This window comes from Bradyrhizobium sp. SEMIA, from assembly GCF_014844175.1.
In the GTDB taxonomy this organism is placed as follows: domain Bacteria; phylum Pseudomonadota; class Alphaproteobacteria; order Rhizobiales; family Xanthobacteraceae; genus Bradyrhizobium; species Bradyrhizobium arachidis.
In genome coordinates, this window is sequence record NZ_CP046601.1 from 7,817,810 (window position 1) to 7,834,006 (window position 16,197).

The 16,197-nt window shown below is 64.7% G+C and carries 13 protein-coding genes and 1 pseudogene; 8 read left to right on the forward strand and 6 right to left on the reverse strand.

Going from position 1 to position 16,197, the window contains the following annotated elements; genetic code table 11:
- Positions 1-25: 25 nt before the first annotated feature.
- On the reverse strand, positions 26-1,198 hold the full coding sequence (locus tag FOM02_RS37595; protein WP_265440906.1) for an ABC transporter substrate-binding protein: 1,173 nt from the start codon (positions 1,196-1,198) through the stop codon (positions 26-28).
- A 251-nt stretch (positions 1,199-1,449) separates the two neighbouring features.
- Between FOM02_RS37595 and FOM02_RS37600 the strand changes: the two genes are divergently transcribed.
- From FOM02_RS37600 to FOM02_RS37610, 3 genes are all read left to right on the forward strand, one after another.
- The gene (locus FOM02_RS37600; RefSeq protein WP_265440907.1) at positions 1,450-1,968 is read left to right on the forward strand and encodes a MarR family winged helix-turn-helix transcriptional regulator; all 519 of its coding nucleotides are present in this window, start codon (positions 1,450-1,452) and stop codon (positions 1,966-1,968) included.
- A 151-nt stretch (positions 1,969-2,119) separates the two neighbouring features.
- Entirely contained in the window at positions 2,120-3,811 is a 1,692-nt protein-coding gene (locus tag FOM02_RS37605; RefSeq protein WP_265440908.1) for a benzoate-CoA ligase family protein, read from the forward strand.
- A gap of 21 nt (positions 3,812-3,832) precedes the next feature.
- On the forward strand, positions 3,833-4,291 hold the full coding sequence (locus tag FOM02_RS37610) for a RidA family protein (RefSeq protein WP_265440909.1): 459 nt from the start codon (positions 3,833-3,835) through the stop codon (positions 4,289-4,291).
- A gap of 6 nt (positions 4,292-4,297) precedes the next feature.
- Here FOM02_RS37610 and FOM02_RS37615 read toward each other — a convergent pair whose 3' ends face one another.
- Positions 4,298-5,026 (reverse strand): CBS domain-containing protein, encoded by a 729-nt coding sequence (locus FOM02_RS37615; protein ID WP_027562498.1) that lies wholly within the window; start codon positions 5,024-5,026, stop codon positions 4,298-4,300.
- Positions 5,027-5,233: 207 nt separating this feature from the next.
- Between FOM02_RS37615 and FOM02_RS37620 the strand changes: the two genes are divergently transcribed.
- The gene (locus FOM02_RS37620; protein WP_265440911.1) at positions 5,234-7,060 is read left to right on the forward strand and encodes a PHA/PHB synthase family protein; all 1,827 of its coding nucleotides are present in this window, start codon (positions 5,234-5,236) and stop codon (positions 7,058-7,060) included.
- Here the strand turns inward: FOM02_RS37620 and FOM02_RS37625 are convergent.
- Both FOM02_RS37625 and FOM02_RS37630 read right to left on the reverse strand, forming a co-directional pair.
- Positions 7,057-8,031 carry a CHAD domain-containing protein gene (locus tag FOM02_RS37625; protein WP_265440912.1) on the reverse strand — a complete coding sequence of 325 codons (975 nt, stop codon included), beginning with the start codon at positions 8,029-8,031 and terminating at the stop codon, positions 7,057-7,059. The genes FOM02_RS37620 and FOM02_RS37625 overlap by 4 nt on opposite strands.
- 24 nt (positions 8,032-8,055) lie before the next feature.
- Positions 8,056-9,568: pseudogene (locus tag FOM02_RS37630) on the reverse strand (AAA family ATPase).
- A gap of 181 nt (positions 9,569-9,749) precedes the next feature.
- Here FOM02_RS37630 and FOM02_RS37635 point away from each other — a divergent pair.
- Together FOM02_RS37635 and FOM02_RS37640 are read left to right on the forward strand one after the other, a co-directional pair.
- Complete coding sequence (locus FOM02_RS37635; protein WP_265440913.1) at positions 9,750-10,589, forward strand: universal stress protein; 840 nt, start codon at positions 9,750-9,752, stop codon at positions 10,587-10,589.
- Positions 10,590-10,657: 68 nt separating this feature from the next.
- Positions 10,658-13,354 (forward strand): bifunctional acetate--CoA ligase family protein/GNAT family N-acetyltransferase, encoded by a 2,697-nt coding sequence (locus tag FOM02_RS37640; RefSeq protein WP_265440914.1) that lies wholly within the window; start codon positions 10,658-10,660, stop codon positions 13,352-13,354.
- On the opposite strand, the gene FOM02_RS37645 is transcribed toward FOM02_RS37640, so the two are convergent.
- Complete coding sequence (locus FOM02_RS37645; RefSeq protein ID WP_092215905.1) at positions 13,351-13,839, reverse strand: phage holin family protein; 489 nt, start codon at positions 13,837-13,839, stop codon at positions 13,351-13,353. The genes FOM02_RS37640 and FOM02_RS37645 overlap by 4 nt on opposite strands.
- Entirely contained in the window at positions 13,840-14,115 is a 276-nt protein-coding gene (locus tag FOM02_RS37650; RefSeq protein WP_092215903.1) for a hypothetical protein, read from the reverse strand.
- A 174-nt stretch (positions 14,116-14,289) separates the two neighbouring features.
- Between FOM02_RS37650 and FOM02_RS37655 the strand changes: the two genes are divergently transcribed.
- Both FOM02_RS37655 and FOM02_RS37660 read left to right on the forward strand, forming a co-directional pair.
- Positions 14,290-15,426, forward strand: coding sequence for an ABC transporter permease (locus FOM02_RS37655; RefSeq protein ID WP_265440916.1), 1,137 nt, complete (start codon positions 14,290-14,292; stop codon positions 15,424-15,426).
- 2 nt (positions 15,427-15,428) lie between these two features.
- Positions 15,429-16,196, forward strand: coding sequence for an ABC transporter ATP-binding protein (locus FOM02_RS37660; protein WP_265440917.1), 768 nt, complete (start codon positions 15,429-15,431; stop codon positions 16,194-16,196).
- The last annotated feature ends 1 nt before the right edge of the window (position 16,197 follow it).

The following is a 16,197-nucleotide window of genomic DNA, read 5'->3' on the forward strand; positions in this document are numbered from 1 at the left end:
GTCCTCCCTTGACGCGACGCTCGGCTTAGTTCGCCTTGCAATCCTTGGCATAGCGGTCGCCGTAGTTCTCGAAAACCTTCTGGACGATCTCGGTCTGGAATTTGCCGTCCGGACGCTTGGCGACCTTGGTCAGGTAGAAGTCCTGGATCGGATAGCCGTTGGTGTTGAACTTAAACGAGCCGCGCAGCGAGGTGAAATCGGCCTTCTTCAGGGCAGCCGCGACGGCGTCCTTGTTCGAGAGGTCGCCCTTCACGCCCTTGACCGCGCTGTCGATCAGCATCGCGGCATCATAGGCCTGGAAGGCGTAGGTGCCGGGCACGCTGTTATAGGCGGCTTCATAGGCCGCGACGAACTTCTTGTTCTGGGGGTTGTCGAGATTGGGCGCCCAGTTCGCTCCGCCGAACATGCCGACCGCCGCATCCTGCTGCGCCGGCAGCGTCGATTCATCCACCGTGAAAGCCGAGAGCACCGGAATGCTGTCGGCAAGACCCGCTTGCCGGTACTGCTTGACGAGGTTGACGCCGAGGCCGCCCGGCATGAACGTGAACAGCGCATCGGGCTTCTGCGAGGAAATCTTGGACAGCTCCGGCTGGAAGTCCAGCGTGTTCAACGGCATGTAGGATTCTTCGACAATCTCGCCCTTGTAGTCGAGCTTGAAACCGGCAACCGAATCCTTGCCGGCCTGATAGTTCGGCACCATCAGGTACATCCGCTTGTAGCCGCGATCCTGCGCCACCTTGCCGAGGATCTCGTGGACCTGATCGTTCTGATACGAGGTCACATAGAAGAACGGGTTGCAGTCCTTGCCGGCAAACGTCGACGGACCTGCATTAGGGCTGACCAGGAATACCTTGGATTCCGTCACGGGGCGGTGGATCGCCTGGAGGATGTTGGAGAAGATCGGGCCGACCACGAAGTCGACCTTGTCGCGTTCGAGCAGGCCCTTGACCTTGGTGACCGCCGCATCCGGCTTGAGCTCGTCGTCAACCACGACGACCTCGACGTCGCGGCCGCCCATCTTGCTGCCGAGGTCCTTCACTGCGAGCGCAAAGCCGTCGCGCACCTGCTGGCCGAGCGCGGCGGCGGGTCCCGACAGGGTCACGATCACGCCAAGCTTGAGCTTCTCCTGGGCGAGGGCAGGGCTCATCGCGGTGCCGAGCAGCAAGGCGGCCGCAGCCAAGGTCGTTTGCGTCTTCATGATCTGTCCCCCGTGACATCAGGGCCTGCGCCGCAAGCCGCGTACTCCAATCCAAGCTTATGCCGATGATGGCGGCCGCGGCAAGCAAAGTGCACGGCGTCGCCATCCAGCGCGCAGGGCGCATGCAAACGGCGCGCCAATTATTTGAAGCCTAAAGAAATTCGCGTGCGGTCGATTGTTGCAGCTTTAGACTTGCGGCCGGCGCGGATTTATTTGAAGCTCAAAACGTTGGGGAATCCGCGCCGACGCCAATGCCGGCCGTGAGTGACTGCACCAAGATGCTCGATTCCGAGACCAAGGCCGTCGAAACGCCGGAGGACCATGCCGAAGAGCTTCGGCTGTGGCTGCGCCTGCTCACCTGCACGACCCTGATCGAGGGCGAGGTCCGCGGCCGGCTGCGGCAGCGCTTCGACGTCACGCTGCCCCGGTTCGATTTGATGGCACAGCTCGACAAGGCGCCCGACGGCATGACGCTGTCCGACGTCTCCAAGCGCATGATGGTGTCCAACGGCAATGTCACCGGCCTCGTCGAACGTCTCGTGGAATCCGGCCATCTCGACCGGCGCACCTCGGATACCGACCGCCGCGTCCAGGTGATCCGCCTCACGAAGCTCGGCCGTGCCGAGTTCCGCAGGATGGCCGCAGAGCACGAGACCTGGATCGCCGATCTCTTCGCCGACCTGACGCCGAAAGACGTACGCGAACTGATGCGCCTCCTCGCCAAGACCAAGGCGTCCGCACAAAAATCGGCCGCGCGCAGGCGGCCCTGAGCCCGCATCCGGGCCGGCCCCTCCAATCCCCTTTTGCCGCAGGAAAAAGCACGCCGTGCCCAAAATCGCCTATTGCGCCAAATTGTTTTAAGCCTAAAATGTTTTTCCAGATAGTGCTGCCGGGTGCTTTCCATGCGCAAAGGAGCGTGCGATGGCCAACGCCGCCAAGGTTCAAGTCTCGGGCTCGCATGACGGCAACGCCGCGACAGCCCATGTCGATACATTTGCGCGGCAGCATCTGCCGCCGCCGGAGCTGTGGCCCGAATTCATCTTCACGCGGCCGGAGCTGCATTACCCGCCGCGACTGAACTGCGTCAGCTATTTCCTCGATCGTTGGGTCGAGCAGGGCCATGGCGATGCGCCCTGCGTGATCAGTCCGGCCGTCAGCTACAGCTATCGCGAGCTGCAAGCGCTGGTGAATCGCATTGCCAATGTGCTGGTCGGCAAGCTCGGTCTCGTCACCGGCGAGCGCGTGCTGCTCCGCTCGGCCAACAATCCCATGATGGTCGCGACTTATCTGGCGGTGATCAAGGCCGGCGGCATTTGCGTCGCGACGATGCCGCTGCTGCGCGCCAAGGAGCTGTCCTATCCGATCCAGAAAGCGGCGATTACGCTCGCGCTCTGCGACGGGAAGCTCTCCGACGAATTGGAGAAGGCGAAAGCCGCTGCGCCCGGTCTCAGGCACGTGGTCTATTGGGGCAATGGCGCGGCCAATTCGCTCGAGGCGCTGATAGCGGACGCGAGCCCAGAGTTCACTGCCGTCGATACCGCCGCCGACGACATCTGCCTGATCGCCTTCACGTCGGGCACGACAGGCGATCCCAAGGGCACCATGCATTTCCACCGGGACATGCTGGCGGTCTGCGACGGCTATGCGCGCAACATCCTGCGCGCCGAGCAGAAGGATCGCTTCGTCGGCTCGGCGCCGCTCGCCTTCACTTTCGGTTTCGGCGGCGTGCTGTTCCCGATGCACATTGGCGCGTCCTTCGTCGTGCTGGAGAAGACGACGCCGGACGATATGCTGTCGGCGATCGAACAGTACAAGACGACAGTCTGCTTCACGGCGCCGACCGCGTACCGGGCCATGATCGGCAAGCTCGCGGGCCGGGACATCTCCTCGCTGCGCAAATGTGTCTCAGCTGGTGAGACATTGCCAAAACCGACATTCGAGGCCTGGCTCAAGGCCACCGGCATCAAGCTGATGGACGGCATCGGCTCGACCGAGATGCTGCACATCTTCATCAGCGCGACCGAGGACGAGATCCGGCCCGGTGCGACCGGCAAGCCCGTTCCCGGCTATGAGGCCAAGATCGTCGACGATGACGGCCATGACGTACCGCGGGGCACGATGGGGAATCTTGCGGTGCGCGGGCCGACCGGCTGCCGCTATCTCGCCGACGAGCGTCAGCGCAAATATGTCCGGAACGGCTGGAATATCACCGGCGACACCTATCTGATGGATAGCGACGGCTATTTCTGGTACCAGTCGCGCTCCGACGACATGATCGTGTCGGCCGGGTACAACATCGCGGGTACGGATGTGGAGGCGGCGTTGCTGACGCATCCCGCGGTCGTCGAGTGCGGCGTCGTCGGTGCGCCGGACGAGGCGCGCGGCATGATCGTGAAGGCCTATGTCGTTGCCGCGCCCGGCGTGACGCCGGACGCTCAGCTCGCAACCGAGTTGCAGGAGCATGTGAAGCGCGAGATCGCGCCGTACAAATATCCGCGCGCGATCGAGTTCGTGACGCAGCTGCCGAAGACCGAGACCGGCAAATTGAAGCGCTTTGCCCTCAGGCAATTGGCGCAGGCGGCAGCGGCGTCCTCGGGCGTCGCCGCAGAATGAGATGAGGATCAAGAATTGTCCGTGACGACGCCGAAAGGCCCACAGCTCGCGGTGCTGCCGACCGCAGCCGAGAACGACAGCCGTCGAGGCGCGCAGGTGCTCCAGCCCTCGGGCTGGCCGATGCCGAAGGGCTATGCCAACGGCATGGCCGCCGAGGGGCGCATCGTCGTGACCGGCGGCGTGATCGGCTGGGATGCCGAGGAGCGTCTCGCCGACGGCTTCGTCGCGCAGGTCGCCCAGACCCTGAGCAACATCGCCGCGATCTTGGCGGAAGCCGGTGCCGGGCCCGAGCATCTGGTGCGCCTGACCTGGTACGTCGTCGACATGGACGAGTACCTGACGAACCTGAAGGAGCTCGGCAGGATCTACCGTGCCGTCTTCGGCGCGCACTATCCAGCGATGGCGCTGGTTCAGGTCGTCCGGCTCGTCGAGAAGGCGGCGCGCGTCGAGATCGAAGCCACCGCCGTCATTCCCCGCTGAATCTGCTCAGCTCGCTTTGGCGAGGTTGTCGTCCTCCGGCGAGTTCAGGTAGACACCCGACATGGTGTCGACCCAGCACAGATGATCGTGCACCTTCTTCACGCCCTCGACGTTCTCGGCGGCAATAACCGCGGCCTGCCGCGCTCGTTCCTCAGTGATGACGCCACTGAGATGAACGATGCCGTCGCGGACAATGACGTTCAGCCCGTACGGGCACCAGTCGTTCTTCTCCATGGTGTCGATGATGCGGACGCGAATGTGATCGTCGTCGGCGGTCGGGTCCGGTACCTCGCGAGCGAGCCCCGCCACCGCCTGTAGCAGGTTGGCCCGCGAGACGATGCCGACGATCTTGTCGCCGCGCACCACCGGCAGGCGCTTCACGTGGTTCCGTTCCATGAGATCGACGATCTCCGCGAGAGCCGTATCCTCGGTGATGGTGACAGGCGAGGGGGTCATCACCTCCGCGACCCTGCGGCCGTGCTCGTGGACAAAGTCGCTCGCGGACTGGCCCGGCCCGAGAATGAACCGCAGCCAGCGTCCCCGCTTGCGCCCGGTGCCGATTTCGCTGCGGCGGATGAAATCCCCTTCCGAGACGACGCCGACCAGCTTGCCGGCTTCGTCGACCACCGTGAGGCCGCTGACGTGCCGCGTCAGCATGATGTTCGCGGCCTCGACGATGCTGGTGTCGGGAGTGACCGAGATGACCGACCGGGTCATGATCTGGTGGGCGCGCATGGCAAAGCTCCGAGGGCTCGTTGAATGTCGAAGGAGAGCCTAGCTCCAGCGTGGCGATGAGGTTTGACCCAGGTCAAGTGGACGAAGCCAGTCCTGCCTGGTTGAGCAATTTTGATCCGTTCCCAGAATTGATGCAGCTCAAGCTGCTCCGAAGTGCCGGAGCATATCCTGCCGCGAACATACATCAGCGCGCAGGAACCTTCCGTCATGAGCGTCGTGCAGATACTTTCGCGGGCCGGGCAGCCGGCGGCGCCGGGATCCTCCGTCGAACCTGTTGCGCGGGCCGCTTCCCCCGAGGGACCGGCCCGAAGGCCGGCCGCGGACTTGCAGCCTCAGTCGGACCCGTACCCGCTCGACCGCGCATGTCATGCGATGCTGGCTCGGTTCACCGGTGGAATTTCACCGGCCGCCTTATCTCTGGCCTGGCTCGACTGGAGTTCGCATCTTGCCGCTGCGCCGCAGCGCCAGATGGAGATCACCCATAACGTCCTTCGCGACAGCGCCCGGTTGCTCGAAGCGTCAGTCCACGCGACCTCGCCGGGCCAGAAGCCGTGGTCGGTGATCCAGCCGCGGTCGCGGGATCGGCGCTTCAAGGAACCGCAATGGGAAGCCGCGCCGTTCAATCTGCTGGCGCAAGCATTTTTGCTCGGAGAGCGCTGGTGGCACGATGCCACGACCGGCGTGCGTGGCGTGTCGCGCGCGAACGAAGCCATCGTCGAATTCTCGATCCGCCAGATGCTCGATATGCTGGCGCCGTCGAATTTCGCCGCGACCAACCCGGAGGTGCTAGAGAAAACATTGCGGAGCGGCGGAGAAAATTTCGTCTTCGGCTGGCAGAACTGGTGCAGCGATCTGATGCGCATGCTCTCGCTTGCGGCGCCGGCCGGCGACGCGCAGTTCGTCGTCGGGAAGACGGTTGCCGCGTCTCCCGGAAAAGTCGTCTACCGCAACGAGCTGATCGAGCTGATCCAGTACCATCCGACGACCGCGCAGGTGCGGCCTGAGCCGATCCTGATCGTTCCGGCCTGGATCATGAAATACTACATCCTCGACCTGTCGCCGGAGAATTCGCTGGTCAAATATCTGACCGGGCAGGGCTTCACCGTGTTCGCGATCTCCTGGCGCAATCCGGATGCAAAGGATCGGAACGTCGCCTTCGACGATTATCGCAAGCTCGGCGTGATGGCGGCGCTGGACATGATCGGGCGGATCGTGCCGGGCCGGACAACCCATGCGCTCGGCTATTGCCTGGGCGGCACGTTGCTGTCGATCGCAGCCGCCGCGATGGCGCGCGATGGCGACAAGCGGCTAGGCACCATCACCCTGCTTGCCGCGCAGACGGATTTCACCGAGGCGGGCGAGCTGACGCTGTTCATCAACGAGAGCCAGGTTGCCTTCCTCGAAGACATGATGTGGCAGCGCGGCTATCTCGACACGGCCCAGATGGCCCGTGCATTCGCGCTGCTGCGCTCCAACGATCTGATCTGGTCGCGGCTGTCGCGCGATTATCTGATGGGAGAGGCGACGCCGCCGAGCGACCTGATGGCCTGGAACGCCGATGCCACACGGCTGCCTTATCGCATGCATTCGGAATATCTGCGCAAGCTGTTCCTCGACAATGATCTCGCCGAAGGCCGCTATCGCGTCGACGGCAGGAGCATTTCACTCTCTGACATCCACGCGCCGTCGTTCGTGGTCGGCACGCTCGCCGATCACGTGGCGCCCTGGCAATCCGTGTACAAGATCCACTATCAGGTCGATGCCGATGTGACGTTCCTGTTGACCAGCGGTGGACACAATGCCGGCGTCGTCGCGCCACCGGACGAGCCCGGGCACAGCTATCAGGTCATGACCAAGGCTGCGGATGCGCCTTATGTCGGTCCGGAGGAGTGGCTGAAGCTGGCGCGGCATGTCGAGGCCTCGTGGTGGCCGGAATGGGCGCAATGGCTGGCGGCGCGCTCGGGTGATCCCTGCGCCCCGCCCCAGATCGGGGGCGATCTACCCGACGCGCCGGGGCAATATGTGCACACCTAATCCTCAGGCTCGGCATTCGGCGCGAGGTCGGAGGAGCGGAACGGCTTGGCCTTGTCCAGTTTGCGGTAGGCTTCCACGGCGGTTCGCAGCAGCTTCTTTTGCCGCTTGCGGTTGAGGAAGCGGATGTGCGCCTCGGGGACGGCTTCGTTCAAGGATGCTGCCAGCGTCTGCCCTCGCGCATCGTCGTTCAGCTGTCCGAGCGACCGTTGCGCCTTGCGCAATTGCTTGAGGATCGACTTCTGCTTCGTCAGCGATTCCTCGGCAAACAGGTCCTGGAGCGATTCGATCGAATAGGTCAGCCGCTTGTTGAGAAGCCGCAGCTTGTGCCGCTTCTCGACGTCGAGCTTACGCAGTTTGCGCGCTTTCTTGAGCAGCGTCTTTTCCCACTCCGTCAGTTTCGTCGTGGCATGGTCGGCGAGCGTGCAGCGGCGCAGCCTGATGGCCTCTTTGCTGCGCCGGGTCGACCAGGGGCCGTGCTTGATCCAGGCCGAGGTGTGCTCGACGAGGCGGCGATACCGCGCCGATTGCAGCGCGCGTGCCAGCAGGCGGTGGCTCTCGGCGCGCTTCTCGTCCCAATGCTGGAGTTCGGCGATCACGGCGAGCTCCTCGCCGCTTTCGGCGACGACGCGTTCGATCGCCACGTCGAGGTCCCGCACCATGCCGAGCTGGCTGTTCAGCCATTTCAGCTCGGTCCAGACGCTTGGCCGCAGCGCGTCGTCGACCATGGGCGCGAAAAAACGGATCGCGGTGCGCAGATGCGTCAGTGCGATCCGAATCTGGTGCAGCGCCTCCGGATCGCCGCGGCACGTGCCCTCATGCTGCGCGAGGACGGCATCGAGATGACGGCGGGCAATGATCCGGAATGCGGTGTCGCAGGCCATGCCGAGGCTGAGGCGGCCGGGCAGGTCGCTACGGCGCGCCGCGGGCTTGGGGCGCGCGGCCGCCGTCGAACTCTTGGTGGGTCGCGCCATTCTAGCCCGCGCCAATCAGATTCCCTATTTGCCCTCAGCGATCGCGGCGCGGCAGCGCCCCAGCGTCTGCGCTTGTGTCCCGGATGCATCGATGGTCGCCCAACCGACGTGACCGATATTATAGTGCTCTTGCAGCGCGGCAACCTCTTGCGTGGCGTCAGAAGCGTCGGCTGATTCGCGTCTGACGGGTGGCGAGGTCTGCGATCAGGAATAATCCGTTGAGCGGCGCGCCGCAGGCGCTGGCCAGGGCGGCGAGGTCGTCCCGTTCGGATTCGCGCGCAAAGACCGCGTCGACGATGGCAGAATGGCCTTGCGCCAGCACCTGCCGGGCGCGCTGCATCAGCACCTCGTAGACGCGCGCGGTCACGTCAGGGCCATACGCGGAGGGCGGCAGCCGGTCGGTATGCCCGACCCGAAACAATTGCTTGCGAATGACGTCGCTGCGCAGCACGACAGCGCCCGGCTCTGGCGCCACGATGGAAGCCAGTGCGCGGGCGAGGACCGACTTGCCGGTGCCCGACAGTCCGCCAACGGCGATCAGGCGAGGGGTGGGCGGATGGATCAACGTCCGGGCAAGGTCGAAATAACGACGCGCCTCGTCGAGAATTCCGGTCCGCTCGGCATCTGGCCGCTTCAGCCGCGCCAGCGCCACCTGCGCACGGATCGCCGCGCGGATGGACATGAACAGCGGCAGCGCGGCCAGTGCGTCGAGCATTTCGACGGGCGCCATCGTCAGATACTGGTTCAGCACTGCGTTGGCCGCGTTCGCCTGGCCGTAGCGCAGCAGGTCCATCAGCGCGAACGCGAGATCGTAGAGCACATCCACGGTTGCCATCTGCGCATCGAACTCGATCGCGTCGAACAGGACGGGCCGGCCGTCGATCAGCACGATATTGGCAAGGTGCAAGTCGCCATGACAGCGGCGCACGAAGCCACGGCGGCCACGCTCCTCGAGCGTGGTGCGGACGCGCAGGAATATCTCGTGTGAGGCCTTGCCAAGCTGCTCGATCGCCACCGCCTCGAGATGGTCGCCGGCGCGCAGCCCGGTGCTGTTGCCGTCGATCAGGTGGGGAATGGATGTAATCCACGCAGCTCCATCCGCAATCGTGGCTTGCGCATGCGAGCCTGCGATCACGTCCGCCACGGCTGCGGCCAGCTCCGCATCCAGCGGGCCTGCCTTGGCCAGATGATCCAGGGTGCGGCTTTCGTCGAAACGGGCCATGTCGACCGCATACTCGATCGGCCGGCCGCTTCCGCCGACCTGCACCGATCCGTCCGGCTCTTGTGTGATCGCCACGACCCGATGATAGATCTGCGGGGCGAGCGGCCGGTTGATCCTGATCTCCTCCTCGCAGGCCGCCTTGCGCTTTTCGAGCGTCGAGTAGTCGAGGAACGGAAATTTGACAGCTCGCTTGATCTTCAGCGCGCGTGTCCGATCGAGAAACACCGAAGCTGCGTGGGTGTCGATCCGGTCCACGCCGGGACGCGCGCCGAGCGCCTGGAAGACCCGTTCCTGGGTAGCAGAATCATCCGTCATCTCTGGGGGCATGTCCCGATAGGTCGGCGAGTTCTGAAGCGCCAAGCTAACCCTTATGGCCGGATCGCGGCCAGTCCTTGACATCAATCAAGGCGCGCCGTCGGCGGCTGGTTCCTGCCTTGAGAAGGATCAAGCGTTCCGAGGAAAGGCAAGCGTATCCTGACCGGCAAGGAGAATCCCGATGCCCATCAAGGATGTCTTTCTGCCGCTTGTCGGCCAGCCGCGCGAGCAGACGCTCGCGGCGATCGAGAAATGCGTGGCTGTGGCCGCCGACCTCGGCGCCAGGATCACCGCGCTCGCGCTTGAGGACGAGGTTTTCGTGCGGCCGAAGGTCATACGCCCCGGCGATCCGGAGCCCGCGGAGGCCGGCGGTTCGAACGAGCTAGGCGACACGCAGCAACTCATCAGCGCCTTCAGCCATGCAGCCGCCCGCGCCAACGTTCGCGCCCAGAGCCGATCGGCCAAGGTGCCGGCAGACCAGCTCGCCTTGACCCTGGCCGAGCATGCGCGCTTTGCCGACCTCACCCTGGTCCCTGTAAAGCCGCATGACAGCCGAACGGAGCACATCATTGAAGCGCTCCTGTTCGAATCGGGCCGGCCGCTGCTGCTCTGCCCGGAACAGCATGTGGACGAGCTGCGACCGGAATTCGAGAATGTCATGATTGCCTGGGATCACTCCGCCCGTGCCGCACGGGCCGTCGGTGACGCGTTGCCCATCCTTCAGGCCGCTGCGTCCGTACGGGTGCTCACGGTGACGGACGACAAGACCGAGGCGATGGCCCAATCCGGCATGAGTCTCGTCGATCATCTCAGGGAACATGGGATCCACGCCACGTTCGAAACGACGGAGGGCGGAGGCAGCTCGACCGGAAAGGTGCTCGGAAGCTGGGCGAATTCCCATGCCATCGACGCCATCGTGATGGGCGCCTACCATCATTCGCGCCTGAACGAGATCGTGTGGGGCGGTGTGACAAAGACCGTCATTGGCGAGCCACCGTGCTGGGTTATGATCTCCTACTAGGCGCGGACCAGTCTTTCGACCTGACCTTCAACCATCGGAACCACTAGCGGCCGGGCGCATTTGCTGTCATGTCCACCTATCGCCTGAAGAATCTGCTGTCGCCACGTTCGGTCGCGCTCGTCGGTGCGAGCGCCCGCCCGGTCTCAGTGGGGCGCGCCGTTCTGGAGAACATCCGCAAGGCGGAATTCAAGGGGCAGTTCGGCCTCGTCAATCCGCGCCATGCCGAGATTGCCGGCATTGCGGCGGTGAAAAATCTGGACAAGCTGCCTTTCGTCCCCGAGCTCGTGGTGATCACCGCGCCGGCGCGCGAGGTTCCCGGCATCATCGACCAGGCGGGACGTCGCGGCTCGGCCGGCGCGCTGATCGTCTCGGCCGGGCTTGGTCATGGACCGGGATCGCTGCAAGAGGAAGCCATCGCCGCGGCCCGTAAATTCGGCATGCGGCTGATCGGGCCGAACTGCCTCGGCATCATGATGCCTGCCGTAAGCCTCAATGCCAGCTTCGCCGCGCACATGCCGGGGGCGGGAAATCTCGCGCTGATCTCGCAATCGGGCGCCATCGCGGCGGGCATGGTCGATTGGGCCGCGCAGCGCGGCGTCGGCTTCTCCGGCATCGTCACGATCGGCGATCAGATCGACGTCGACATTGCCGACCTGCTCGATCATTTCGCGATGGATTACAAGACCCGCGCGATCCTGCTCTATATCGAGGCCATCAAGGATGCCCGCAAATTCATGTCCGCGGCGCGCGCCGCGGCACGGGTGAAGCCGGTCGTCGTGGTGAAGTCCGGCCGCATGGCGCAGGGGGCGAAAGCCGCGGCCACCCATACCGGCGCGCTCGCCGGCGCAGACGCCGTTTATGACGCGGCGTTCCGCCGCGCGGGCGTGCTGCGGGTCTCCGATCTGCGCGAGCTGTTCGACTGTGCCGAAACGCTCGGCCGCGTCGAATCGCCGGCCGGAAAGCGCCTTGCCATCCTGACCAATGGCGGCGGCATCGGCGTTCTCGCCATCGATCGGCTGGTCGAGCTCGATGGAATTCCCGCATCCATCTCGGCTGACGCTCGCGCGAAGCTCGATGCGGTGCTGCCGCCGACGTGGTCGGGCGCAAATCCCGTCGATATCGTCGGCGATGCCGATGCAGCGCGCTACGCGGCGGCGCTGGAGGTGCTGCTCGCCGATTCCGACAACGATGCCGTCCTCGTTCTCAATGTGCAGACCGCGATCGCCTCGGCCGCCGACATCGCAGCGACGGTGACGGAGCTGGTCGGCAAGTACCGTAAGCAGCAGGGCCGATGGGCCAAGCCCGTGCTGGCCGCCTGGGTTGGCGCCGATCAGAGCATCAGTCAGGCGCTCTCCGGCGCCGGTGTTCCGAACTACCCGACCGAAGATGATGCCGTGCGCGGCTTCATGCATCTCGTGAGGCATCGCGAAGTGGTGGAGGAGCTGAGCGAGGTTCCGCCGGCGATGCCCGACACGTTCGTGCCCGATGCCCGGGCCGCCAGGCAGATCGTCACCGCGGCGATCGCCGACGGCCGCAAATGGCTCGAGCCCGTCGAGATCAAGCACCTGCTCGAAGCCTACGACATCGCGATGGTGCCGACCTATGCCGCCGGTGATGTCGAGCATGCGGTGGCTCGTGCGAATGAAGTGTTCGCGCAAGGCGCGACCGTCGTGCTGAAGATCATGTCGCGCGACATCACCCACAAGTCGGATGTCGGCGGCGTCGTGCTCAATCTGACCACGCCGGAGGCGGTGCGCGCGGCGGCGACCGACATTCTCGCCCGGGCGAGGAAGCTGCGTCCCGAAGCCCGCATCGAGGGCGTCATCGTGCAGGCCATGGTGGTCAAGGCCAAGGCGCGCGAGCTGATCCTCGGGCTTGCCGACGATCCCACCTTCGGCTCCGTCGTCGTGTTCGGCCGGGGCGGGACGGCGGTGGAGATCATCAACGACAAGGCGCTGGCGCTGCCGCCGCTCGATCTGCAACTGGCCCGTGACCTGATCGAGCGTACCCGCGTCTCGCGTCTGCTGAAGGCCTATCGGGACGTACCTGCGGTGAAGCAGGATGCCGTCGCCATGGTGCTGGTCAAGCTGGCCCAGATGGCGGCCGACATTCCCGAGATACGAGAGTTCGACATCAATCCGCTGCTCGCGGATGAGACCGGCGTGACCGCGGTCGATGCCCGCGTCGCGGTGGGGCCGCCGCAGCGCAAATTCGCCGGTTCAGGACCCGCCAATTTCGCCGTTCGCGCCTACCCGTCACAATGGGAGCGCCGCCTCGTGCTCAAGGACGACTGGCGCATCTTCGTGCGTCCGTTGCGTCCCGAGGACGAGCCGACCATCCACGAATTCCTGCGTCATGTCACTCAGCACGACCTCCGCCTGCGCTTCTTCGCGCCGATGAAGGAGTTCACCCACGAATTCATCGCGCGGCTGACCCAGCTCGACTATGCGCGTGCCATGGCCTTCATCGCGTTCGACGAGGCGACCAACGAGATGGTCGGCGTGGTCCGGCTCCATTCGGACTCGGTCTATGAGAGCGGCGAATATGCGATCCTGCTGCGCTCCGATCTCAAGGGCAGGGGGCTCGGATGGACGCTGATGCAGCTGATCATCGACTACGCGAAGTCGGAAGGGCTGAAGACCATCTCGGGCGATGTGCTTCAGGAGAACACCACGATGCTCGACATGTGCCGGCAGCTCGGCTTCGAGGTGAAGCCGGACCCGACCGAGCCGGAGATTTGCGACGTTCGGCTGAAGCTTCGCTAGGAGCGCGCCTCGGCCGACGTTGCACTGGCGGACTCGTTGGCCGTTTTCCGCAGGCTCTTGACGATGATCGCGATCAGCGGCACCAGCACCGGAACGATTGTGCTGAGCGGATGGTGAACCGCGCCTGACACCTGGGCCTGAAGCGCGCGCGCCTCGATCTGAAGCGCCTCGATGGATGCGCCGTGGATCTCGTTGGCGAGCTCGATGTCACGGCCGGACGGAGGACGACCGGCGATGACGAAGAGAATCCCGGCGATGAGGAAATTGACGGCCCCGAGAATGGCCGCCGCCGCGATGGCGCTCCAGATCTGGACCAGCGCGAAATAGGCCGACAGCTCCAGCATCAGCAGCCCGAATGCAGCGATCAGAGCCGCAAAGGCGCGGAGGCCGAGGCCCGTCAGCAGATGGCGCAGCCTGATGTCCGCAACGATCCTGTCGGTACGCCAGAGTACGCGCAGGTGTTTGACCATATTTTCCGTATTCACCTAGTGTCTCCTCAGCATGAAGCCGACGACCACGCCGAGCGCGAAAGCCGAGGCAAGCGACGTGATCGGGCGATCAGCAACCAGGCCCTGAAGCTGCTCCTGCTCGTCGCTGACGGTCTCGCCGAGCTCGGCAAGCGCGGCCTTGATCTGATCGGCGAGAGCTTCAGCCCGTTCTTTCGAGCTGTCGAACATTTCCTCGCCGGCGGTGCCCAGGAGGCGCGTGACGTCCACTTTCAGTGCGCGAAGCTCGTCGCTCATCCTGTCGCTGTCGAACATGGATCTCGGTCTCCATTGAATACAGAAGGAACTTAGGGCCGCCAGCGCGGCTGCGGTTGATTTGAGTCAAGAGGCGGCGCGCGATCCCGGTCTTGAGACAGGTCAAACCGGCCGTCACACCCTGGCCTAGAAATGCCGGTCGAATAGGGACCGGTTGTCCCGATGAGGTGAAGCGTGAGCACCGAACCGCTGTTGCTGGCAACGCCCTCCGGCGATGCGCTGAACCTGCGCCCGGAAGGGCCGTGGACCGCAGCCAATGTGTCGACGCTTGAAACGCTGTCCCGGTCGGTCGGGGCGGATGTCGATCGATCGACAGCCGTGACGCTCGATATGTCGGGCGTCAGCGCGCTCGACACGCTCGGCGCCTGGGTGCTCGAGAAGTTGTCACGCCGGGCTGCATCATCCGGCAGATCGGCGGAATTCGTCGGCGTCGCCGATCATTTCAGCGGACTGATGGACGAGGTGCGCCAGGTCAACCGCCACACGCCGCCGCCGGCGCCTGCGCCAAATCCGGTTCTGCTCAGGCTGGGCGATCTCGGCAAGTCCACGGTCGGGGCGCGCGAAGACATCACGATCTTCCTGCAGATGTTCGGCGCCTTGTTCATGGCCGTGATCGGCGTGCTGCGCCGGCCGCGGTCGCTGCGGCTGACCTCGCTGGTCTACCAGCTCTACCGCATCGGCTGGCAGGCCATCCCCATCATCGTGCTGATCACCTTCCTGATCGGCGCCATCATCGCCCAGCAGGGCTTCTTTCATTTCCGCAGGTTCGGCGCGGAATCCTACACCGTCGACATGGTCGGCATCCTGGTGCTGCGCGAACTCGGCGTCCTGATCGTCGCCATCATGGTCGCTGGGCGGTCAGGCAGCGCCTACACCGCCGAGCTTGGCTCGATGAAGATGCGGGAGGAGATCGACGCGCTCTCGACCATGGGCCTCGACCCCGTCCACGTCCTGATCCTGCCGCGCGTTGCCGCCCTCGTCATTGCGCTGCCGATCCTCGCTTTCATCGGTTCGATCGCGGCACTCTATGGCGGCGGGCTGGTCGCGCAGTTCTATGGCGACATGGGGCCGGCGATCTACATCGCGCGGCTGCATGAGGCGATCTCCGTCACCCATTTCGAGGTGGGGATCCTCAAGGCGCCGTTCATGGCGCTGGTGATCGGGATCGTTGCGTGCAGCGAGGGGCTACGCGTGAAGGGCAGCGCCGAATCGCTCGGACGCCAGACCACGACGTCGGTGGTGAAGTCGATCTTCCTCGTGATCGTGCTCGATGGCCTGTTCGCGATCTTCTTCGCCTCGATCGGAATGTGACGATGGACGCGACGCAAGAGGAGTTCGCGATCCGCGTCCGCGACCTCGTGGTCGGCTTCGGCCGCCAGACCGTGCTCAATCAACTGTCGCTCGACGTCCGCCGCGGCGAGATCCTCGGGCTGGTCGGCGCGTCCGGCGGCGGCAAGTCGGTGCTGATGCGGACCATCATCGGTCTCATTCCGCGCCAGGCCGGCACCATCGAAGTCATGGGACAACCGATCGGCGGCCGCACGGAAGGCGCGGCCACGACATGGGGTATCCTGTTTCAGCAGGGCGCGCTGTTCTCCTCGTTGACGGTTCGGCAAAACATCCAGTTTCCGTTGCGCGAAAATCTCGTGCTGTCGCAGGAGCTGATGGACGAGATCGCGATCGCCAAGCTCGAGATGGTCGGACTGCGGCCGCAGGACGCCGACAAATATCCGTCGGAGCTCTCCGGCGGCATGACCAAGCGCGTGGCGCTGGCGCGCGCGCTCGCGCTCGATCCGCCGATCCTGTTCCTGGACGAGCCGACCTCCGGCCTCGATCCGATCGCCGCCGGCGATTTCGACGCGTTGATCAGGACCCTGCAAAAGACCCTGGGGCTCACCGTGTTCATGGTCACCCATGATCTCGCCAGCCTGACCACGGTCTGCGACCGCGTCGCCGCGCTCGCAGACGGCAGGATCGTGGCGATCGGTCCGATGCGCGAGCTGCTGCAATCCGAGCATCCCTGGGTGCGCGCTTATTTCCACGGCAAGCGCTCGCAGATGCTGCAACACGAAATGAGATGAG